The sequence below is a fragment of the Citromicrobium bathyomarinum genome (assembly GCF_038594605.1).
Lineage (GTDB): Bacteria > Pseudomonadota > Alphaproteobacteria > Sphingomonadales > Sphingomonadaceae > Alteriqipengyuania > Alteriqipengyuania bathyomarina_B.
This window is the reverse complement of the sequence record NZ_JBCFZM010000001.1, coordinates 996,567-1,016,451: the sequence shown is the minus strand read 5'-3', so window position 1 is coordinate 1,016,451 and position 19,885 is coordinate 996,567. Positions and strand designations below refer to the sequence as shown.

Annotated in this window: 20 protein-coding genes; 11 read left to right on the top strand and 9 right to left on the bottom strand. The window is 65.8% G+C overall.

The features are described from left to right. Positions 1-43: 43 nt before the first annotated feature. On the bottom strand, positions 44-1,744 hold the full coding sequence (locus tag AAG612_RS04960) for a mechanosensitive ion channel domain-containing protein (protein WP_342507810.1): 1,701 nt from the start codon (positions 1,742-1,744) through the stop codon (positions 44-46). A 115-nt stretch (positions 1,745-1,859) separates the two neighbouring features. Next, positions 1,860-2,405 carry a type 1 glutamine amidotransferase domain-containing protein gene (locus tag AAG612_RS04955; RefSeq protein ID WP_342507808.1) on the bottom strand — a complete coding sequence of 182 codons (546 nt, stop codon included), beginning with the start codon at positions 2,403-2,405 and terminating at the stop codon, positions 1,860-1,862. 104 nt (positions 2,406-2,509) lie between these two features. Here AAG612_RS04955 and parC point away from each other — a divergent pair, with 104 nt between their 5' ends. Then, positions 2,510-4,807 (top strand): DNA topoisomerase IV subunit A, encoded by a 2,298-nt coding sequence (parC, locus tag AAG612_RS04950; RefSeq protein ID WP_342507806.1) that lies wholly within the window; start codon positions 2,510-2,512, stop codon positions 4,805-4,807. A gap of 138 nt (positions 4,808-4,945) precedes the next feature. Here parC and AAG612_RS04945 read toward each other — a convergent pair whose 3' ends face one another. From AAG612_RS04945 to AAG612_RS04920, 6 genes are all read right to left on the bottom strand, one after another. Next, positions 4,946-5,527 (bottom strand): hypothetical protein, encoded by a 582-nt coding sequence (locus AAG612_RS04945; protein WP_342507804.1) that lies wholly within the window; start codon positions 5,525-5,527, stop codon positions 4,946-4,948. Between the two features lie 240 nt (positions 5,528-5,767). Next, a complete protein-coding gene (locus AAG612_RS04940) occupies positions 5,768-6,952 on the bottom strand; it encodes a CCA tRNA nucleotidyltransferase (RefSeq protein ID WP_342507802.1) in 1,185 nt (394 codons plus the stop codon). After that, positions 6,945-7,559, bottom strand: coding sequence for a CoA pyrophosphatase (locus AAG612_RS04935; RefSeq protein ID WP_342507800.1), 615 nt, complete (start codon positions 7,557-7,559; stop codon positions 6,945-6,947). The genes AAG612_RS04940 and AAG612_RS04935 overlap by 8 nt, the downstream gene beginning before the upstream one ends. After that, positions 7,556-8,128 (bottom strand): DUF1285 domain-containing protein, encoded by a 573-nt coding sequence (locus AAG612_RS04930; protein WP_342507798.1) that lies wholly within the window; start codon positions 8,126-8,128, stop codon positions 7,556-7,558. Before AAG612_RS04930 ends, AAG612_RS04935 begins: the two co-directional genes overlap by 4 nt. Positions 8,129-8,188: 60 nt before the next feature. After that, complete coding sequence (locus AAG612_RS04925) at positions 8,189-8,719, bottom strand: GNAT family N-acetyltransferase (protein WP_342507796.1); 531 nt, start codon at positions 8,717-8,719, stop codon at positions 8,189-8,191. Positions 8,720-8,803: 84 nt separating this feature from the next. Then, on the bottom strand, positions 8,804-10,015 hold the full coding sequence (locus AAG612_RS04920; protein ID WP_342507795.1) for a PQQ-dependent sugar dehydrogenase: 1,212 nt from the start codon (positions 10,013-10,015) through the stop codon (positions 8,804-8,806). Between AAG612_RS04920 and AAG612_RS04915 the strand changes: the two genes are divergently transcribed. Together AAG612_RS04915 and AAG612_RS04910 are read left to right on the top strand one after the other, a co-directional pair. Continuing rightward, on the top strand, positions 10,014-10,664 hold the full coding sequence (locus tag AAG612_RS04915; RefSeq protein WP_342507792.1) for a ribonuclease HII: 651 nt from the start codon (positions 10,014-10,016) through the stop codon (positions 10,662-10,664). The two genes, AAG612_RS04920 and AAG612_RS04915, sit on opposite strands and share 2 nt — an antisense overlap. After that, positions 10,661-11,569, top strand: coding sequence for an oxidoreductase (locus tag AAG612_RS04910; protein WP_342507789.1), 909 nt, complete (start codon positions 10,661-10,663; stop codon positions 11,567-11,569). The genes AAG612_RS04915 and AAG612_RS04910 overlap by 4 nt, the downstream gene beginning before the upstream one ends. A gap of 30 nt (positions 11,570-11,599) precedes the next feature. Here the strand turns inward: AAG612_RS04910 and AAG612_RS04905 are convergent, their stop codons facing one another. Continuing rightward, a complete protein-coding gene (locus AAG612_RS04905) occupies positions 11,600-12,502 on the bottom strand; it encodes a hydrogen peroxide-inducible genes activator (RefSeq protein WP_342507787.1) in 903 nt (300 codons plus the stop codon). Between the two features lie 91 nt (positions 12,503-12,593). Between AAG612_RS04905 and AAG612_RS04900 the strand changes: the two genes are divergently transcribed. From AAG612_RS04900 to folP, 8 genes are all read left to right on the top strand, one after another. Next, positions 12,594-12,767, top strand: coding sequence for an HP1242/YdcH family protein (locus AAG612_RS04900; RefSeq protein WP_342507785.1), 174 nt, complete (start codon positions 12,594-12,596; stop codon positions 12,765-12,767). Positions 12,768-12,877: 110 nt separating this feature from the next. After that, positions 12,878-14,107 carry a Na+/H+ antiporter NhaA gene (nhaA, locus tag AAG612_RS04895; protein ID WP_342507783.1) on the top strand — a complete coding sequence of 410 codons (1,230 nt, stop codon included), beginning with the start codon at positions 12,878-12,880 and terminating at the stop codon, positions 14,105-14,107. Continuing rightward, the gene (locus AAG612_RS04890) at positions 14,104-15,027 is read left to right on the top strand and encodes a calcium/sodium antiporter (protein WP_342507781.1); all 924 of its coding nucleotides are present in this window, start codon (positions 14,104-14,106) and stop codon (positions 15,025-15,027) included. Before nhaA ends, AAG612_RS04890 begins: the two co-directional genes overlap by 4 nt. A 175-nt stretch (positions 15,028-15,202) precedes the next feature. Beyond that, entirely contained in the window at positions 15,203-16,339 is a 1,137-nt protein-coding gene (locus tag AAG612_RS04885) for a site-specific DNA-methyltransferase (protein ID WP_342507778.1), read from the top strand. Between the two features lie 17 nt (positions 16,340-16,356). Further along, positions 16,357-17,346: a hypothetical protein gene (locus AAG612_RS04880; protein WP_342507776.1), complete on the top strand. Its 990-nt coding sequence runs from the start codon at positions 16,357-16,359 to the stop codon at positions 17,344-17,346. Beyond that, positions 17,343-18,056, top strand: coding sequence for an ABC transporter ATP-binding protein (locus AAG612_RS04875; protein WP_342507774.1), 714 nt, complete (start codon positions 17,343-17,345; stop codon positions 18,054-18,056). Before AAG612_RS04880 ends, AAG612_RS04875 begins: the two co-directional genes overlap by 4 nt. Positions 18,057-18,113: 57 nt before the next feature. Further along, positions 18,114-18,287, top strand: a complete 174-nt coding sequence (locus AAG612_RS04870) for a hypothetical protein (protein WP_342507773.1) — start codon at positions 18,114-18,116, stop codon at positions 18,285-18,287. A 416-nt stretch (positions 18,288-18,703) separates the two neighbouring features. Further along, positions 18,704-19,816, top strand: a complete 1,113-nt coding sequence (gene folP / locus AAG612_RS04865) for a dihydropteroate synthase (protein ID WP_342507771.1) — start codon at positions 18,704-18,706, stop codon at positions 19,814-19,816. Positions 19,817-19,885 lie beyond the last annotated feature (69 nt).

Genomic DNA, 19,885 nt, shown 5'->3' with positions numbered 1-19,885 from the left:
TGCTCGGCGATTTCGTTCTCTGAGGCGACGAGGCGCGAGCGGCCTATTCGGCAGAACCTTCGAGGGTCACCTCGCGTTCGCGCGCGAAATAGACTGGCAGGGGCTCGGCGGTCGCATCGAGTCGCGCCGCAAAGTCGAGCATGTGTTCGCGCACCCGGCAGTGCATCGACCACCCGGTCTTGGGATCGGCGGCCCGCGCCATGAAGCGTACGGTTTTCGACCGGGCATCCTGCGCGACGACTTCGCACACCGCATCTTCGGGATCGACGACGTCCTCGTCCTGGTTCGCGAATTTGCAGAATTCCTCGCGCAGGGCGTCGACATCGGCGCGGTTGTCCAACTGCAGCTCGACATGCGTCATCATGCTGGCGTCCTGCTTGGTCCAGTTCTCGAAGCTTTCGCCGGTGAAGGTGCTGACCGGGGCGATGACGCGGCGCTCGTCCCACGTGCGCAGGCGCAGGTGGGTAAAGCCGATCTTCTCGACGAAGCACCACTGACCTTCGAACTGGACGGCATCGCCGATCCGCGCGGTCTGGGCGAAGGCGATCTGCACGCTCGCCATGATGTCGCCCAGCACCTTGCGTGCGGCAAAGGCGAGCACGAGGCCGAGCACGCCCGCCGAGGCGAGGATCGAGAAGCCGAGCGTGTCGGCAATATTGCTCGCCACCAGCAGGAAGCCGACCGCCGCTAGCAATAGTAGCGCTGTCACGATGCGGCGGATCGCGCTCATCTTGGTGTAGAAATTGCGGTCTTCGTGGTTGCCCGGCGCCTCCAGCTCGTCGGTCCGGCGGTTGGTGGCGAACTCGAACAGCGCTTCGATTGCGGCGAGCGCGATGCCGAGAATGGCGGCGATGACGAGGATCAGCTGGAACGGGTCGAGCAGGTCCTTGGCCGGACCCGACAGGCGCAGCACGCTGTTGCGCACGAGGCCAAAGGTACCCGCAAAGGCGAGCAGCGTGACGGGCAGGTGGACCGCCTGCAACACGCCGCCGATCTTGGTATCGGTGTCGTAGCGTTCGCGCAGACGGCGAATGGCGAGATAGGTCAGCAGACCCGCCAGAGCCGCGACGATCAGCACCAGCGGCAGTACGATCAACTCCCACCAGGCGAGCGTCCATGCCGCTTGTTCGCGCAAGGGGGCGGGCAGCATCTTTTCGAACCCGGTCGGGCCGTATTCGTCGTAGAGGGCGGGGACGTTCGCGACCGTCTGTCGGCTGAAGACCCAGACGGGCTCTCCCCCCGGCTCCTGCACCCGGGCGAGGCGGATCGGCACGCGCCGGCTGCCCAGTTCGAGCATCGCGATAGTGAGCGAGCGGCGCGATACGCCGGCCATGGGGTTCTTGCTGCTCGCATTGATATCCACCGCATCGGGCCGGTCGGGCAGCTGTGCCCAATCGATCGCGACCGTGTGACTCATCAGGTGATAGAGCTGCGCGGCGAGTTCCTCGCGCGGGATTTCGGCGACGCTCCGCTCGATATTGGTATAGTCGAGTGCGGCGCTCGCGCGGGTCCAGTCCTCTTGGTCGCCTGCGACCATGAAGCTTTCGATCAGGCCCATCGGGGTATCGAGGAACAGGCGCGGCGGCTCTTGCCCCGCGCCATTGTTCAGGCTTTCGACCTCATAGACCGTTGACGAACTGCCCTGTTCGACCTGTCGACCATCCTGCGCAAAAAGAGGGGCGCTCGCGCCCCCGACAAGGAGGAGGACGAAGGTAAAGAGGGTCGCAAGCCGGGTGTCGATCATGACCGACCAATGCGCGGCCCCTGCGCTTGGGTCCGCAACAGGTCCGGCCCAGACATGCGAAGGCCCGTTCACATCGCTGTGACCGGGCCTTCACCAATGTCGTTTCTTCACGCGGTTAGGCGTTTTCGGGGACCTTCTCCAGCACGCGGCTGATCAGGCGTTCCGAGAAGGCGGGAATGTCGTCCGGATTGCGGCTGGTGATCAGGTTGCCGTCTTCGGCCACTTCCTGATCGACCACATTCGCGCCAGCATTCTTCATGTCGGTGCGGATCGAGTGGTAGCTGGTCAGCGTCTTGCCCTTCACCAGATCGGCTTCGATCAGCAGCCACGGAGCGTGGCAGATCGCGGCGATCGGCTTGCCCGCAGCGTTGAATTCGCGGACGATCGCGACGGCGCGGTCGTTGACGCGCAGCAGGTCGGGGTTGATCTGGCCGCCGGGCAGGAGGAGGGCATCGTAGCCTTCGCAATTGGCGACGTCGTCCACGGTCTTGTCGACCTTGACCGTCTTGCCCCAGTCATCCTTGTCCCAAGCCTTGATTTCACCCGATTCGAGGCTGACAACTTCGGTTTCGATGCCTGCGTCTTCGAGGTTCTTCTTGGGGTCGAACAGCTCCGATTGCTCGAAGCCGTTCGTGGCGAGAATCATAACGCGTTTGGCCATGATGAAGTCCTTTCGTATCAAATGCGGTTTCACGTGTTAAACGGGCGGGGAAAGCTTGTCGTTCCGTGCTGTTGGCCAAGGCGAGCCGGTGGTAGGGCGAGCCGATGGCTTCCAAAGATCAGGGCCCCGCGGAGCCCGATTCCCCCGCTGCAATCGTCGATGCGCCGTTCGAGACCGCGCTGTCAGAGCGCTATCTCGTCTATGCGCTGTCCACGATCACCGCGCGCTCGCTGCCCGACCTTCGCGACGGGCTGAAGCCGGTCCACCGCCGTCTGCTGTGGGCGATGCGTCAGCTGCGTCTTGGGCCCGACACTGCGTACAAGAAGTCCGCCCGCGTGGTCGGCGAGGTGCTGGGCAAGTACCACCCGCATGGCGATACGGCGGTGTACGACGCGATGGTCCGACTCGCGCAGCCCTTCGCGCTGCGATATCCGCTGGTCGAGGGGCAGGGCAACTTCGGCAATATCGACGGCGATAACGCGGCCGCCGCGCGATACACCGAAGCGCGGCTGACCAAGACCGCGATGTCGCTCATGGCGGGGCTCGACGAAGGCACGGTCGATTTCGTTCCCACCTACAACAACGAGGAAGAAGAGCCGCTCGTCTTCCCCGGGCTGTTCCCCAACCTGCTCGCCAACGGGGCCAGCGGGATCGCGGTGGGCATGGCGACCAATATCCCGAGTCACAATGTGGACGAGGTGATCGACGCGACGCTCGCGCTGATCGAGAACCCGGCGGCCGAGCATTCCGAGCTGATGCAGCTGATGCAGGGCCCGGACCTCGCCACCGGTGGCCTGATCGTCGACAGTGCGGAAACGATCTCCAACGCCTACGAAACCGGGCGCGGAAGCTTCCGCATCCGCGCGCGCTTCCATGCCGCCGAGGCGGAGGCCGAAGCCGATCGCGAGGCGGGGATCGAGCGGCTGGGTGGCGGGCAGTGGCAGCTCGTCATCAGCGAAATCCCGTACCAGGTGCCCAAGGGCAAGCTGATCGAGCAGATCGCGCAGGTGATCGCGGACAAGAAGGTGCCGATCCTCGAGGACGTGCGCGACGAGAGCGACGAGCAGATCCGCATCGTGCTGGTTCCGCGGAGCCGCAATGTCGACCCCGAGCTGCTGAAGGAATCGCTCTACCGCCTGACCGACCTCGAAACGCGCTTCGGCCTCAACATGAATGTGCTCGACGCAACGCGCACGCCGTTGGTGATGGGCCTCAAGGAGCTGCTGCAGAACTGGATCGCCAGCCAGATCGATATCCTGCAGCGCCGCAGCCGCCACCGGCTGGCGAAGATCGCGGACCGGCTGGAACTGCTCGAAGGCTACATCATCGCCTTCCTCAATCTCGACCGGGTGATCGAGATCATCCGGACCGAGGATGAGCCCAAGCCGGTGATGATGGCCGAATTCGGCCTGACCGACCGGCAGACCGAGGCCATCCTCAACATGCGGCTGCGGTCTTTGCGCAAGCTGGAGGAAATGCAGCTGCGGCAGGAGAAGGACGAACTGCTGAAGGAGCAGGACGAGCTGAACAAGCTGCTCGATAGTCCCGCCCGCCAGCGCACGCGCCTGAAGCGCGACCTGACCGCGCTGCGCAAGGAATATGGCAAGGATACCGCGCTGGGCGCGCGCCGCACGACTATCGCCGAGGCCGAGCCGACGGTCGAATTCAGCATGGACGCGATGATCGAGAAGGAGCCGATCACGGTGATCCTGTCGGCACGCGGCTGGATCCGTGCGGCGAAAGGCCATGTCGACCTGACGCAGGACTGGAAGTTCAAGGAAGGCGACGAGCTTGCTTTCGTCTTCCACGCGCAAACGACCGACAAGCTGCTGATTGCCACCGACGACGGGCGCTTCTTCACCATGGGTGCGGACAAGCTGCCCGGCGCGCGCGGTTTCGGCGAGCCGGTGCGCACGATGCTCGATATCGACAACGCGGCGCATATCGTCGCGGCATGGGCGCACCGCCCAAGCGAACGGCTGCTGCTGGCGAGCACGCCGGGCAAGGGCTTCGTCGTCAAGAGCGACGATCTGCTGGCCGAAACGCGCAAGGGCCGCGCGGTCATGAACCTCAAGGGCGATGCGAAGATGGCCAAGGCTGCGCGTATCGGCGAGGGCCACGATCATGTCGCGGTCGTAGGCGACAACCGCAAGCTGGTGGTCTTCAACCTCGAGGAAATGCCCGAGATGCAGCGCGGGCAAGGCGTCCAGCTGCAACGCTACAAGGATGGCGGGATGTCCGACGTTACCACTTTCCGGCTGGAGGACGGTCTCAGCTGGCAGATGGGCGGATCGGGCGAGCGTACGCGGACCGAATCCGAGATGTGGCAATGGAAGGTCGCGCGCGGCGGGATGGGCCGAATGCCGCCGCAGGGTTTCCCGCGGGATAACCGCTTCGATTGATCGCTAACCCGCCTCCCCGGCTCTCCAGGCGGGGTGACACGGGCCCCGACAAAAAAGGCGGGCCGCACACCTTTCGGCATGCGACCCGCCCCTTGCGACCCTCAAAGCTGGTGGCTCCGAGGGTAAGCCGTGTTCGGATTATTCGGCGTCGGCGGCCATCTCGCCACCTTCGGCAGCGCCTTCGGCCATCGCTTCGCCTTCGGGCATGTCTTCACCATTCAACGCGGCAAGCAGCTGCGCCTTGGTGTAGAGCACCATCAGGCTGCCATTGGCATCGGCGGTGAAATTGGTGCGGACGAGGGCGACGCTGCCTTCGGGCAGGGCAAGGATGATGTTGTCACCGTCGACCGACTCGATCTTACCGACCGGAACGCTGTTGGCGGTCATCACGGGCGCGTCGGCAACCAGCGCGGTATCGCGTGCCGCAGTGGCCTGGGCCTGGGCCTGCTGGAGCATCTGGACGATCTGTGCCTTGGTCGCCGCGATGACGGGGCCGTCGGGGCCTTCACCGAAAGCGGCCAGCGGAAGCGGAGCGTCCATCCCGTCGACATCGACGAGCACGGTGTCGTTTTCGATCGTCTCGATTGTGCCGATCACGCCGCCGATTTCGCCGTTGGGCGCTTCGTAGACGGTCGCACCGACTTCGGGGCCGACCTGGGCGTAGGCAGTGCCGGTCAGCGTCATGGCTGCAACGGCGGCGAGGGCGGTCTTGAACTTCATCAGGTTGTTCTCCTTTCAAGGTCGCGACCATCGCGGCCACGGCACGGGGGGTTTCCCCTTAAAACTTTTGAATCCCGCAGACGGTCCCGCACTGGGCGGTTCCTCCGGCCCAAAAAGGCGTAGAGCGAGGTCGGTCGGTATGAAAATACGGCTAAATGATGTCAACCGCCTGAGGGTCGATCATGGGACACCGTCCAAATCCGATGCATGGGAAATAGATTCTTGCGCATGAAGGTAAGCTTAAGAGTTTGTTCGGGCGGATAATTCTTCTGCGAGAAGTATGACGACGCGCTCGCGGGGTGGAAAATTCTCCGCAACCCAGCGCGCTTCGACTTTGCGGAGCAGGCGCGAAACCTCGGCCCCGGTAACCCCATGCTGCACGATTTCGCCGCCTTTTAGCGGCAGCTCGGGAATCTCCCAATCGCTCAGCGCCCCGAAGTCGCCGCCGGTCAGGAGCAGGCGCCCGACCGCACAGTCGCGGCCCGTGCGATAGGCCAGCGCCTTCGGCTCCACATGGTCGGCGGCGCGCCGTTCTGCGAGACAGGCGAGCAGATCGCGCTGCTTGCGCGACAGGCGCAGGCGCGCGGCCACGCTCTCGGCGATGCTTTCGACGGCGGGCAGCAACGCGGCAAGCCGATAGATAGCATTGGGTTCGGCGCTGTGCCCACGCTCGGCCGCGATCAGCCGTTCGAGCGCGGCAATCTGTGCCGTGCCAGCCTCGGGCAGAATGACCGGCAACACCCCGCGGGCCCGTATCCGGGCGAGCGTGGGGGTTGGATCGGGCAGCGCAAGGATCGCGAGCAGTTCCATCGCGACGCGCTCGCGGCTCAGGCCCTTCATGGTCGGAGCGAGTTCGGCGCAGGCTTCCTCAGCCGCCTCGTCCAACTCCGCGCCGAAGCGCGCCTGAAAGCGGTAATAGCGCAGGATGCGCAGGTGATCCTCGCGGATGCGCTGGCGGGCATCGCCGATGAAGCGGACACGCCGTGCTTCCAGATCGGCCAGCCCGCCGAAATAATCGAACAATTCCAGCGTTGCCGGGTCGACATAAAGCGCGTTGATCGTGAAATCGCGCCGCGCGGCATCCTCGCGCCAGTCGCTTGCGAAGGCGATCGTGGCGCGGCGGCCATCGGTGCTGACGTCATGACGCAGCGTCGTCACTTCGACCGAACCACCATCGAGCAGCACGGTGATCGTGCCGTGGTCGATCCCTGTCGGCACGGTCCGGATGCCGGCCGCCTTGCACGCCTCGATCACCGCTTCGGGCCGCAGGGGCGTCGCCGCGTCGATATCCTTGACCGTAGCCCCGAGCAGCGTGTCGCGCACCGCGCCGCCGACCCAGCGGATATTCTCCGCGCCCAGCGCCGCCACTAGCGCGGCGAGGTCTTCGCGCTGCGACCATTCGACCTGCGGCAAACGCTCAGCCACCGAAGCTCTCCGTAATCTCCAGCCGCCGCGAAAGGTTGAAGATGATCGCGGCGGTGACCCCCCAGATGCGGTAGCCTTCGTAATGCATCTCGTAATAGCGGCGCTCGGCCCCTTTCCACATCGTGTATTGCTCAGTGTAGTTCGATCGGTCGAATAGCATTGCCAACGGCACCTCGAACCAGCTTTCGACCTCACCCGGATTGGGCACCAGGGGCAGGTCGGGCGGAATGACGCCGAGTACCGGAGTCACGTCGAAGCCGGTGCCGGTATGATAGCGGTCGGTCGCGCCGATCACCCGCACATGCGAGGGATCGAGCGCCAGCTCCTCGTGCGCCTCGCGCAGCGCCGCCTCGACCGCATCCTCGCCAGCGTCCAGCTTGCCGCCGGGGAAAGCGACCTGGCCCGGATGATTGCGCATGTCCTGCGGGCGCTGGGTGAGGATCGCGCCGGGCCCCCCGGCGCTCTGGGGCCGATCGGTGACGGGGATCAGCACGGCGGCGGGGCGGGAGTTCGCATCGGCAAAGGCGCGATCGGTCAGCAGGCCGGGTAGTTCGACCCCGTGCCCTTCGTCGAAGATCGTCTGGAGGCGGGTGACCAGATCGCTCACGGTTTCAGGCGAAAGCTCTCGCCCATGCTGGAGACGGTCCAGTCCTCGCCCCCCTTGGCGGAAGATACCGCAAGGGCATGTTCGGCAAGCTGCTGGTAGGTGCTGCGGTTGAGCCGCGCGTCCAGCCCACGCCGTACGCCGACATAGAGCGCAGGCGTTTCCGCGCTTCCGCGTGCCAAGATCGGGTGGTCCGGCCCCGCGATCACCAGTTCATCGGTATTGAGGCGGAAGGCGAGTGCTGGTTCTCCGTTTTCGTCGCGTACAACCATGTCGGTCGCGATGAAGGCCGCATCCTCGACTTCGATCGAGAGCTTTTCGAACGGAGAGATCAGGAAATGCGCGCCATCTGCATCGCGGATCAGAAGTCCCGAGAATGCGCGCACCATCGCCTCGCGCGTGATCGGCGATCCCTCATGGAACCACGTACCGTCGGCGGCGATGCGCATGTTGGATTCGCCCTCCTGCTGCGGGGCCCAGCCTTCGACTGGCGGCAGCTTGCGCGCTTCGACCTGCGCGGCGATTTGCGACAGGGTCAGTGACGCGAGGTGGGGCGGGGGCTCGTAAGGCATTGGAAGGCCTGTGGCAGAAGGGTGGGGGGCTGGCAATCGGGCCCGAAGGCCGCATCGCGATCAGGCCTGTTCGCTTCGCCATGGCCCCAGCATCCCGCGCACCGGCAGCACGGCGGGGTTGGCGCAGCGGACCAGCAGGCGGTGCCGCTCGACCGGGCCGGGCGTGTCCCACTGCGCGGTCGGCCCGGCGACGAAATCCCATGCTTCGTAATATTCGGGGTCGCCGATCAGCACCTGCGGCAGGGCCGGATTCTCGGCCGACGCGGGCCCCTCGACCGCGCCCAGCGCGGCCGCCATCAGCGCGCGGCCATAGCCCTGCTTCTGGCGGCTCGGCGCGACCGCCACGGGGCCGACCATCAGCAGCGGATATTGCTTGCCGTCCTCGTCCGTGAGCGAGACGGGCCACAGCTCGATCGTGCCCGCGAGGTAATCCTCGTCGTCCAGCGCCGCGAAGCTCACGCTGCCCAGTCGCTCCAGCCCCTCGCGGATGCGGTAGGCGGTGCGCGTGCTGCGGTCCGGGCCGAAGGCCGCGTCGAGCAGTTGCTCATGCAGTTCAGGCGGAACGGCGTCGATGGGAACGATCGTGGGCATGGTAAAGCGCGGGAGCCTGAAAAAGGAACGGGCGCGCCGGTTAGTCCCCCGCGCGCCCGCTGTCGATTCTTTCGGGCGGGAGAGCTACCCCGCAGGCGTCAGCTTGCGCAGGCGGGCATTATTGCCATCCTCGAGCACATAGAGTGCGCCATCGGGCCCTTCGATGATGTCGCGCAGGCGCTCCCCGAATTCGTAGCGCGCGGCTTCCGTGGCGCGCGTGCCATTCATCTCGACCCGCACGATGTTCTGCTCCTTCAGGTTCGCGATCAGCGCATCGCCGCGCCAGTCGCCGAACATGTCGCCCGAATAGAACAGGAAATCGCCCGGTGCGATCACCGGGGTCCAGTAGATCGCGGGCTTGGTGAAGCCGTCGTCGGGCGTGTGATCGGGAATCGGCGAGCCGTTGTAGTTGTCGCCGTAGGAGCGTTCGGGCCAGCCAAAGTTGTCGGCGCGCTCCACCAGATTCAGCTCGTCGCCGCCCGCAGGCCCGTGTTCGAGATCCCAGAGGCGACCGGCGCTGTCGAACTGGAGGCCCAGGATATTGCGGTGGCCCCAGCTCCAGATCTGGTCGCTGGGCGATCCGCGATCGGCCAGCGGATTGCCCGCTGCGGGGGTGCCATCAAGGTTGAGCCGCACTACCGTGCCGAGCGTGTTGGAGGTATCCTGTGCAGGGGCTTTCTTCTGGCGGTCGCCGCTGGCGACGAACATGTATTGCTCGTCCGGGCTGAAGGCGATGCGGTGCGAATAGTGGCCGCGCCCGGTCACCTTGGGGGTCTGGCGCCAGATCACTTCGAGGCCGACGATCTCGCAGCTGTCGACCTTCAGGCACAACAGGTCGCCCTTGCCGACGACCGCGCCGCGCGTATCGCCGTCACCCGCCTCGGCCCAGCTGAGATAGATCGTGCGGTTCTGAGTATCGCGGCCCGCTTCGCTTTCGAGAAAGGCGATATCGCCAAGGCCGCCCTGGCCGCCGTAATCGACCTCAGGTGCGCCCGAAATCGCGATCCGCTCGCCGGTTTCCACGTCGATCGCCGCGATCTTGCCCGGCTTTTCGGTAATCACCAGCGTGTTGGTGCCCGGCACGAATGCGCCGGCCCATGGCTCGTCGAAGGTGCCCATGTTCTCGACCGCGAAGGGGCCGACGATCTCGTCCGCGGCGCCGCCCGTGGGCGAGCCCGTGGCGGTGGACGCGGCGGGGTTGGGGCTGTTCTCCCCCGTGCCGGCATTGCCGCAACTTGAGAGGGCGAGGGCTGTGCTGCTAGCTATGAGGGCGGTAAACACGCGGTTCTTGGTCATGTTCGCAAAAAGTCCTTATCCCGAATTCGCGGCCTCTTGTCCGCCCGGTGCGCTGGTCGTCGGTGTCGACGAGGCTGGGCGCGGGCCGCTTGCGGGGCCGGTTGTGGCCGCCGCTGTGGCGCTGTGCAAGCCGCGCCCGGGTGGGCTCGACGATTCCAAAAAGCTCGGGAGCGCCAAGCGTTCCTCGCTCGACGAGCAGGTGCGGCGGCGGTGCGCCTGGGCCGTCGCCCAGATCGAGCCTGACGAAATCGACCGGCTGAACATCTTCGGTGCGACCATGCTCGCGATGACGATCGCGGTAGAGCGGGTGGCCGAAGCAATGGGCCGCGCGCCCGACATGGTCCTGATCGACGGCAACCTGACTCCGCATGGCCGGTGCGAAGGCTGGCGCTGGCCCGCGCGCGCCATCGTGGGCGGCGACGGGCGAGAGCCTGCTATCGGGGCCGCCAGCATCGTCGCCAAGGAATGGCGCGACCGACTGATGGCCGACGCCGCGCGCGATCATCCGCACTATGGGTGGGACAGGAACAAGGGTTACGGGACCGCAGAGCATCTCGATGCATTGAGGGTGCATGGGCCCTGCGCGCTGCACCGTCGCAGCTTCGCACCGGTGGCCCAGCTGGAAATGCAATTGGAGATGCGCGCATGAAGGGTTTCACGTTCGACGATATTCCGGACCAGTCGGGGCGCACCGCGCTCGTCACGGGCGCGAATACCGGGATCGGCTATCATATTGCCGAAATGCTCGCGAAAAACGGCGCGCACGTGTTGATGGGTTGCCGCAGCATGGACCGGGCGCAGAGCGCGCGCGACGACATGCTCAAAGCCGTACCGGGGGCCGAGATCGACATCGTCGAGCTCGATTTGGAAGACATGGCGTCGGTCCGCGCCGCTGCCGAAGGGATCGATAGCCTCGACCTGCTGATCAATAATGCCGGCATCATGTGGGTGCCCCACGGCATCGGCACGGGCGGGGCGGAGCGGCATTTCGCGGTCAATCACCTCGGCCACTTCGCGCTGGCCAGCCTGCTGCTGCCCGCGCTCGCCAAGGGCAAGGACCCGCGCGTCGTCGTCCAGTCGAGCATTGCGCATCGCCCGGCGGCGATCGATTTCGAAAACCTGTCGGGGGAGCACGACTATGCGCTCCAGAAATTCTACGGCCAGAGCAAGCTTGCCAACCTGATGTTTGCACTGGAGCTTGACCGGCGGCTGCGCGCCGCAGGGTCGCCGATCGCCAGCATCGCGTGCCACCCCGGCGTTGCGAAGACCGAACTGACCCGGCAGGTCGGCTGGGCGAAGATCGTGATGCCGATTTTCGGACCGCTGCTCAACACCGCCAAACAGGGCGCGTTGCCCGCGTTGCAGGCGGCGACCGATGCGGCGGCGCAGGGCGGCGACTACTACGGGCCTTATGGCTTTATGGAGGCGACCGGTGGCTCCTCGGGCCGGGCGGTTGCGACCGCCACCGCGCGCGATCCGCTGCTCGCCGCGCGCCTGTGGGAAATTTCGAAGGATATGACCGGGGTCGATCCGGGGCTTGCGCCCGCGACCTGATCGCACGGCCCTCCGATCGACCCGGCGTGATCAACCCAGCGTGCGGTTCGCCTCTTCGGTGATAACCTTCGCGATCTGGGCGAAGGCTTCGCTCAGCACCGATCCCTTGCGCCAGACGCCCGCGATCGATCGGTAGGCCTCCCAGTCGGCCACCGCGAAGCGCCGCACGATGTGCTCGCCGCCCGATTCCGAGCGCAGGTAGGTTTCGGGAAGGATCGACAGCCCGAGCCCCGATCCCGTCATCTGCTGCAATCCGTCGAGGCTCGTGCCTTCGTAGTCGCGCAACAGGTTGGCGCGCAGCCGATCGCAGATTTCGGCGACCTGCCGCGAATAGTGGTGGCGCGGATCGAGGCTCAGGATCGCCTCGCCCCCGAAATCACGCGCCAGCGTTTCGGGCTTGCCGTGCAGCGGATGATCGGGCGGGCCGACCAGCGCGAGCGGTTCGCGAAACAGCGGTTCGACATGCAATCGCGGATGGTCGATCGGCAGCGGAGCGAGCAGCATGTCGAGTTCCCCGTTGGCGAGCGCGCGCGCCTGCTCGTCGGGGAAGCCTTCACGGATATACAGCCGCAATTCAGGATGCGCGGCGTGCAGGCGCAGGACCACCTGCGGCATGAGGTAGGGGCCGAGCGTGGGCGTCACCCCGAAGCGCACCGTGCCCGACAGCATGCCCTGTGCGCGATCCGCCAGGTGGTGAATATCGGCCACCTCGCGCAGGATGTTGCGCGCCCGCGAAGCGACATCGCGGCCGATCGGGGTCAGCGACACGGGCTGCCCCCGCTCGACCAGTGTCGCGCCCAGGGTCGCCTCGAGCTGGCGCACCTGCTGGCTGAGCGTGGGCTGGGTGACGTGCAGCCGGTTGGCCGCACGACCGAAATGGCGCTCGTCCTGCAAGGTCGTCAGGTAGCGGAGCTGCTTGAGAGTGATGGCCATAGATGAAATCTATCGGATTTGCAGGCGAGTTTCAATTGGACCTATCGGTCTTGAGCCCCGAAATTGCCGGAACCCAACCAAGGAGAAGACCATGCAATCGCATCTGGATAAGCTTCGCCAGACCCACCGCCGTCTCGATCGTGCGATCGACACGATGCGCGCACCCGCCCGGCAGGAAGATCGCAAGCGGATGAAGAAAATGCGCCTTCTCGTGAAGGACCGGATCGCCGCGCTCACCGGCTCGCGGGTTCGCTCTAGGGCCTGACCCCAACCTGAGTATCAAACTGGCATCGCGCGATGCATCGCGCGGTGCCTTTTCCTTGTCTAACGCGCCGTCGCCTGCCAAGGCCCGGCAAGCATTCCCGGGGGAATAACATGACCACCGCGCCCAGACCGGAGCCGACGCCCGCACCGCGCCCGCCCGAAGTCCTTGCCCGTGCCGCACGGTCGATGCGCGACTTCCTGCATCAGGAAAGCGCAGGGGGGATCGTGCTGATGGCCGCCGCTGCGGTCGCGGTCATCTGGGCCAACAGCCCGCTCGCCTCCGCCTATTTCGGGATGCTCGACACGACGGTCACGGCGAAAGTCGGCGGGACGGGCGTGGAGAAATCTGCCCTCCTGTGGATCAACGACGGGCTGATGGCGCTGTTCTTCCTGCTCGTGGGGCTGGAGGTGAAGCGCGAGGTGCTGATCGGCCAGCTGTCGAGCTGGCAGCAATCATCGCTGCCGATCTTCGCGGCGCTGGGCGGCATGGCGATCCCTGCGCTGGTGTTCGTCGGTATCAACCTCAGCGAACCGGCCAACCTGCAGGGCTGGGCGATCCCCGCCGCGACCGACATAGCCTTTGCGCTCGGCATTCTCGCTCTCCTCGGCAGCCGTGTGCCGGTGGCGCTCAAGGCGCTGCTGCTGGCGGTGGCGGTGATCGACGACATTGGTGCCATCGCGATCATCGCGCTGTTTTACACCCCCGGTGTTGACCTCTCGATGCTGGGCGCGGCTGCCGTCGTGCTGGTCCTCCTCGCAGGCTTTGGATATCTGCGCGTCGGCTCCTCGATCCCTTACGCCATCCTCGGCATCGCGCTGTGGTACTTCGTGCTCAAATCGGGCGTCCATGCCACGCTTGCGGGCGTCGCGCTGGCGATGTGCATCCCGATGGTGGACCGCAAGGGCGAGCCGAAGCTGGAAACGTGGGAGCATGAATTGCACCCGTGGGTCGCCTTCCTCGTCGTGCCGATCTTCGCGCTCGCCAATGCGGGCGTCTCCTTCGAAGGGATGGAGCCTGCCGCATTGCTCGCGCCGCTGCCGCTTGGCATCGCGCTGGGCCTGCTGGTCGGCAAGCAGATCGGCATCTTCGGCCTTGCATGGCTGGCGGTGAAGAGCGGAATTGCGCGCCTTCCCGAAGGCGTGGGCTGGCTGCAGGTCTGGGGCCTGTCGCTGATCGCCGGGATCGGCTTCACGATGAGCCTGTTCATCGGCAATCTCGCCTTCGCGAGCCCCGAACAGATCAATGCCGTCAAGCTCGGCGTACTCTCCGGCTCGGTCATCGCGGCGCTGCTCGGCGTGCTGATCCTCCTGCGCGGTAACAAAAGAGGTGCGAACGCATGACCGGATCGCTGATCCTGATCGCCGTCGGACTGCTCGCTCTTGCCATCGGGGGCGAACTGCTGGTGCGCGGCGCGGTGGGTATCGCGAAAAAGTTTGGCATCTCCACGCTGTTCACCGGGCTGGTGATCGTCGGCGCGGCGACCTCGATGCCCGAAATGGTCGCGAGCTTGCAGGCGGTGTTCGCCGGGTCGCCCGAGATCGCGTGGGGCAACATAGTCGGCTCGAACATCGCCAACTCGCTGCTGATCCTGGGCGGCGCGGCGCTGATCGCGCCGATCGTGCTGGCAGGCATGGGCAGGCGCGATTCGGTCGTCGCTCTGCTCGTCACGCTCGGGGTGTGGGCGATCGCCTGGCAGGGGCTCGGCGCGCAATATATCGGGGTGGGCCTGCTGGTGACGCTGGTCGTCTATATCGTGTGGCGATACCGCCACCCGCCCGCGCAGGTAGAGGAGAAAGAGGATGAGCATCCCGCGCCCAATTTCCTCCTCTCGCTGGTGTTCTTCGCTGCCGGACTCGCTGCGCTGGTGTTCGGCGGCGGCTGGCTGGTGACCGGTGCGATCGACATCGCGAGCGACCTGGGCGTGAGCGAGACGGTGATCGGCCTGACCATCGTGGCGGTCGGTACCTCGCTGCCCGAACTCGCCGCCTCTGCCGTCGCGGCGTTCCGCGGCCATGCGGAACTGGCACTGGGCAACGTGCTGGGCTCCAACATCTTCAACCTGCTGCTGATCGGCGGGGTGACGATGGGCGTTTCGGGGCAGGCCCTGCCGGTCGAGCTGCTCAAATACGGCTGGCCGATCGCCGCCGCCTCCGCGCTGCTGCTGGTATTGATGTGCCGCTTCCTGCCGCGCATCGGGCGGCTGTTCGGGCTGCTGATGCTGGCGGGTTTCGCGGCCAACACCGCGCTCGCATTTGCGTAGGCTGCGTACTGATTCCAAACGAGGAATCGGCGGCCTTTACCCCACATAAACCATCCCCGTTTACCAAGTTTGACTTGACGGGGACTCCGCGAGGACTCATCGAGTCCCCCTGTGGATAACTCGGACGGGCAATCAGGGCCCGCACCGACAGGTTTTTGGGGGACGCACGCATATCATGGTCGTTGAAACGAAAACGAGGGTGCGTGTCGCGCGCGCCAAACCCGTCGAGATCGCGCCCGATCTGCCGCTGGGCCAGATCCTCGACGGCGATTGCGTCGCCGCGATGCGTTCGCTGCCCGACAACAGCGTCGATCTCGTCTTCGCCGATCCGCCCTACAACCTCCAGCTCGGCGGCGATCTCAACCGGCCCGATGGCAGCCATGTCGATGCCGTAACCGATCACTGGGACCAGTTCGATAGCTTCAAGGTTTACGACGATTTCTCAAAGGCCTGGCTGGCGGAGTGCCGACGCGTTCTGAAGCCCGATGGCGCTCTGTGGGTGATCGGCAGCTATCACAATATCTACCGCCTCGGCGCGACCTTGCAGGATCTGGGCTTCTGGATTCTCAACGACATCGTCTGGCGCAAGACCAACCCGATGCCCAACTTCCGCGGCACGCGCTTCACCAATGCGCACGAGACGCTGATCTGGGCGAGCCAGGGCGAAAAGGCGCGCTATCACTTCAATTATCGCGCGATGAAAACGCTCAACGACGAGCTCCAGATGCGCAGCGACTGGACCTTCCCGATCTGCGCCGGAGGCGAACGCCTCAAGGACGAACAGGGCCACAAGGCGCACCCGACCCAGAAGCCCGAAGCGCTGCTCTATCGCGTGCTGCTGGCGACGACCGAGAAGGGCGATGTCGTGCTCGACCCGTTCTTCGGCACCGGCACCACCGGCGCGATCGCCAAGCGGCTGGGCCGCGAATGGATCGGCTGCGAGCGCGAGGAGGCCTACCGCACCGTCGCCCGCGCGCGGATCGACAAGGAACTGCCGCTGGACGAAAGCGCGCTGACCACGATGCAGAGCAAGCGCACCGCGCCGCGTGTCGCTTTCGGTACGCTGGTGGAGGCGGGCTTCGTCAAACCCGGCACGCAGGTGTTCGACAAGAAACGCCACTGGACCGCAACCGTGCGCGCCGACGGGTCTTTGGCACACGAAAAGATGACCGGCTCGATCCACCAGGTCGGCAAGGACCTGCAAGGCGCCCCCAGCTGCAATGGCTGGACCTTCTGGCACTTCGAGGACGAGGGACTGGTGAAACCTCTCGACGCTGCGCGGCAGCTCTATCTGCTCGCGACGGAGGATTGACCTGAAGGCAGGCCGCGTTGCGCTTCGCACTTCTCAGGCACGATGCGGCGATAGCGGGCGCTCTTGCCCGGCAGGTGGCCGAGCGTTGGCGCGACCTGCTGACGCTGCTTGTCGCCCTTCCGATCCTTGCCCTATTTGCGCGCGTGTGGTTGGCGCAGCTTGTCGTAGACCGGCGGGAGATCATCGTCGGAGTGGCCGGCTTCGTGATTGCCGCGACGCTCGCAAAGGCGGTGGCGGAACGGCTCGACTATCACCGCACCGAAGGGGCGCTAGCCCATCATGCCCAGCGATCATCCGTTCTGCTCAGCTTCGTCTTGCCGCTGCTCGCAGGCGGACTTGCGATCCTGCTAGCAGGGATGGCGTCCATCGCCGGGCTACCGTCCATAAGCCTGGCCGGGTGGATCGCTGCCGGAACCGCGCTGGGCCTCCTGCTGGCAGTCGCCGCCAACTTCGTCCCGCGCTTCATGGCGGGCCCCATGCCGACTCCCCCCCGGATGCTCGGGCATCGGCGTGAGATGGGCTTGGTGGCGGTATTCTCGGCCGCGGTCGGGCTGGCCTGCGCGCTGCTGCCCAGCCAGAACCACCTCGATGGCTTGGTCGCCGGAGGCTATGCGCTGGCCGTGGTCGTCCTGGCGGGGCAGGTCGATGCGACCGCCGTGCGCTACATGGCTATGGTCGGCCATTCCGCGGCGACGATGCTGCGCAAGTCTCTGACGATCCAGCTGGCCTTGCTGGTTCCGTTCGCGGCGGTGCTCGCGCTCGCGCAGGACTGGATGGCAGCGAGCGTTGCGGCCATCGCCGCCATCGGATTGCCGTGCATCACTGCTCTGCGCATCCTCGCCTACCGCGCCTTCGGTCGGATTCTCGCGGACTGGTTGGTGTCGATCTTTATCGCGATCGCCGCCTACCTCACCCTGACGCTCCCGCCGCTTGGCGTGCTGGCGATCCTTGCGGCAATGGTCTGGTTTGCGCGCAAGGGCACGGGCACGCGGTGGCTGATAGCATGAGCGCCGCAGTCGACCTTGCCGCCGTCAGCGTCCGCCGTGGTGCTACGCCCATTGTGCACGAGCTGAGCGCACACATAGCCGAGGCGAGCTGGTTCGGCGTGATCGGCGCGAACGGATCGGGCAAGACGACGCTGCTGCGTGCCGTCGCGGGGCGATTGCCTATCGCGAGTGGCAGCTGCGCGATCTTCGGGGAGGAGACGTCCCGGGATCGCGATGCCCGCGCCAGCGCCATCGGCTTCGCACCGCCGATCGAGCGGCTTCCAGCCTCGCTGACTGCGCGCGAATTGCTCGCGCTGGCAGGCGACGATCCTGCGATCCAGTTGGAGCGCAACAATGCGCTGTGGGAGGCGCTGGGGATCGGCGACCTGCTTGCGGTGCAGGCAGGCCAATGCTCCTCCGGCATGAAGCAGCGCGCGGCGCTGGCGCTGGCCTTTGCACGGCCTACCCGCATCGCGATCCTCGACGAGCCGTTCAACTGGCTCGATCCGGTGGCGGCCTTCGATACGCGCGCGGCGCTCGCCGTGCTCGTGGAAGAGGGGCTGACGCTCATTACGGCGCTGCACGATCTCACGACCCTGTGCGGCTTCTGCGAGGCGGGGCTGGTGATGACCAAGGGCCGCGTGAGCCTGGCGCTGGACACCCCGACGCTCAGAGCGGGGCGCGAGGATGCCGCTGGCTTCGAGCGTGATCTGGTCGCGGCGCTGCGCTGACGGGTGCAAGGGGGGGTGGCTTCACGGATGATGCATCGCTCTCAACAGCAGCACCTCATGGCCACCAACCGCAAGAGCATCACGCTCAGCGACATGCAGGACGCCCTTTATCGCGCGCAGATTGCACAGGGCGTGTATCCGGCAGCAGGTGGTTTTCTCCTGCCCTCCGGCGAGGCGGTTCCAATCGGCCGCGTCGTTCAAGACAGGATGGATTTCAAGCAGCATTCGTGACGTCTCGTCATCCCGGCCGCAATTTGGTAGGACCGCCAAATGGCGCCTCGTGAGCAGGGGCGTCCGACTGTGTGGTTGGCATGTTCGCCGATTGGGTACGAGACAACGGCGATGTGCTGATCGCGCTGAGCTTCATACTCGCGGTGCTTTCGCTTGCCGTTACATGATATTCTCGAAATAAGAGCAGGCAGTAGCGCAATCCCGACCCCCGTCTCCATCAGGGGCAGGACTGGCCGGGATGACGATTAGCGCTGCGGTCGGCTATCCTACCTCATGCGATCGCTCTAGGATGCTGGCCATGCGCAGCGCACCACTCTTTCCTTTCGGTTTTCGTACACAATCCGACCGCTATTTTTACCCCTTAGACTGTGTGTCAGGTGTGTCAGGAACCCTACAGAGGGGCTAGGCAAGGGCACATGAGCGACCAAGTCTACATCCGCCCGATCGGCTTCGCGCCGGGTCCGCAGAGCGAGGAGGGCGATGCCATTCGGCTTGCCGGGGGTCTCGTCTATGCCAGCCGCTTTGCGGTGATCCTGCGCCGGGATGACCACGTTGTTGAACGTTGGCGCGCTTCGCCTGAAACCATCGCGCAGGTGCTTGGGCAACTGCCCGACAGCGTTGCCGCCGAGGCCGAGGCGCAGTGGAGCAACCTGCGCATGGCGCACCCGCCGCTGGAGCTGGGCGCGCGCACGATCCGGCTCGACCAGCCGCAGGTCATGGGCATCCTCAACGTGACGCCCGACAGCTTCTCCGACGGGGGCAAGCATGTCGACGATCCGGCGGGCACGCGCGATGCGATCGGCGCGATGGTCGAGGCGGGGGCCTCCATCATCGACATTGGCGGCGAAAGCACGCGGCCAAAGGCCGAGGCGGTGTGGGAAGAAGAGGAAATCCGCCGCGTGGTGCCCGCAGTGGAAGCCGCCGCCAGCATGGGCGCCGCGGTCAGCATCGACACGCGCCGCGCGGGCACGATGGAGGCGGCGTTGCAGGCGGGGGCGGGGATCGTCAACGATGTCTCCGCGCTGCGCTACGACCCGCGCTCGGCCGAGCTGGTCGCGAAAACCGGCTGCCCGGTGGTGCTGATGCACGCGCCGGGGAAGGGCACCGACCTGCATGAGGGCGGGACCTACGAAAGCGTGGTGTTCGACGTGTTCGATAGGCTTCGCGAACGGCGCGATGCGGCGATTGCGGCAGGTGTGGAGCGGGGCAAGATCCTGATCGATCCGGGGCTCGGCTTCGGCAAGTCTCTCGCCGACAACCTCGCGCTGATCAATGCGCTGCCGCTGTTCCATGCGCTCGGCTGTCCGATCCTGTTCGGCGCGAGCCGCAAGCGGATGATCGGGGCTTTGAGCAAAGAGGCTGCGGCGGACGCGCGGCTCGGCGGGAGCATCGCGCTGGCGATCAAGGCGATGGATGCGGGCGCGCAGTTGGTGAGGGTTCACGATGTGCCCGAAACCGTGCAGGCGCGCGATGTGTGGCGGGGCCTGCGCGATGCGGCGCTGACGGATTTTGGCGATCTGCCGGTGTGACTGGCGGGTTGTTCGCTGGAGCGAGCAGCATATCGACGACGCGCCAGACAACTGGCGCCGCCGAGTGTG

What these genes read in the sequence shown, in the direction of transcription:
- AAG612_RS04960 (WP_342507810.1), bottom strand. Translation starts at nt 1,744, where the DNA reads ATGATCGACACCCGGCTTGCGACCCTCTTTACCTTCGTCCTCCTCCTT.
- AAG612_RS04955 (WP_342507808.1), bottom strand. Translation starts at nt 2,405, where the DNA reads ATGGCCAAACGCGTTATGATTCTCGCCACGAACGGCTTCGAGCAATCG.
- parC (WP_342507806.1), top strand. Translation starts at nt 2,510, where the DNA reads ATGGCTTCCAAAGATCAGGGCCCCGCGGAGCCCGATTCCCCCGCTGCA.
- AAG612_RS04945 (WP_342507804.1), bottom strand. Translation starts at nt 5,527, where the DNA reads ATGAAGTTCAAGACCGCCCTCGCCGCCGTTGCAGCCATGACGCTGACC.
- AAG612_RS04930 (WP_342507798.1), bottom strand. Translation starts at nt 8,128, where the DNA reads ATGCCTTACGAGCCCCCGCCCCACCTCGCGTCACTGACCCTGTCGCAA.
- AAG612_RS04925 (WP_342507796.1), bottom strand. Translation starts at nt 8,719, where the DNA reads ATGCCCACGATCGTTCCCATCGACGCCGTTCCGCCTGAACTGCATGAG.
- AAG612_RS04915 (WP_342507792.1), top strand. Translation starts at nt 10,014, where the DNA reads ATGTTCGCAAAAAGTCCTTATCCCGAATTCGCGGCCTCTTGTCCGCCC.
- AAG612_RS04920 (WP_342507795.1), bottom strand. Translation starts at nt 10,015, where the DNA reads ATGACCAAGAACCGCGTGTTTACCGCCCTCATAGCTAGCAGCACAGCC.
- AAG612_RS04910 (WP_342507789.1), top strand. Translation starts at nt 10,661, where the DNA reads ATGAAGGGTTTCACGTTCGACGATATTCCGGACCAGTCGGGGCGCACC.
- AAG612_RS04905 (WP_342507787.1), bottom strand. Translation starts at nt 12,502, where the DNA reads ATGGCCATCACTCTCAAGCAGCTCCGCTACCTGACGACCTTGCAGGAC.
- AAG612_RS04900 (WP_342507785.1), top strand. Translation starts at nt 12,594, where the DNA reads ATGCAATCGCATCTGGATAAGCTTCGCCAGACCCACCGCCGTCTCGAT.
- nhaA (WP_342507783.1), top strand. Translation starts at nt 12,878, where the DNA reads ATGACCACCGCGCCCAGACCGGAGCCGACGCCCGCACCGCGCCCGCCC.
- AAG612_RS04890 (WP_342507781.1), top strand. Translation starts at nt 14,104, where the DNA reads ATGACCGGATCGCTGATCCTGATCGCCGTCGGACTGCTCGCTCTTGCC.
- AAG612_RS04885 (WP_342507778.1), top strand. Translation starts at nt 15,203, where the DNA reads ATGGTCGTTGAAACGAAAACGAGGGTGCGTGTCGCGCGCGCCAAACCC.
- AAG612_RS04875 (WP_342507774.1), top strand. Translation starts at nt 17,343, where the DNA reads ATGAGCGCCGCAGTCGACCTTGCCGCCGTCAGCGTCCGCCGTGGTGCT.
- AAG612_RS04870 (WP_342507773.1), top strand. Translation starts at nt 18,114, where the DNA reads ATGGCCACCAACCGCAAGAGCATCACGCTCAGCGACATGCAGGACGCC.
- folP (WP_342507771.1), top strand. Translation starts at nt 18,704, where the DNA reads ATGAGCGACCAAGTCTACATCCGCCCGATCGGCTTCGCGCCGGGTCCG.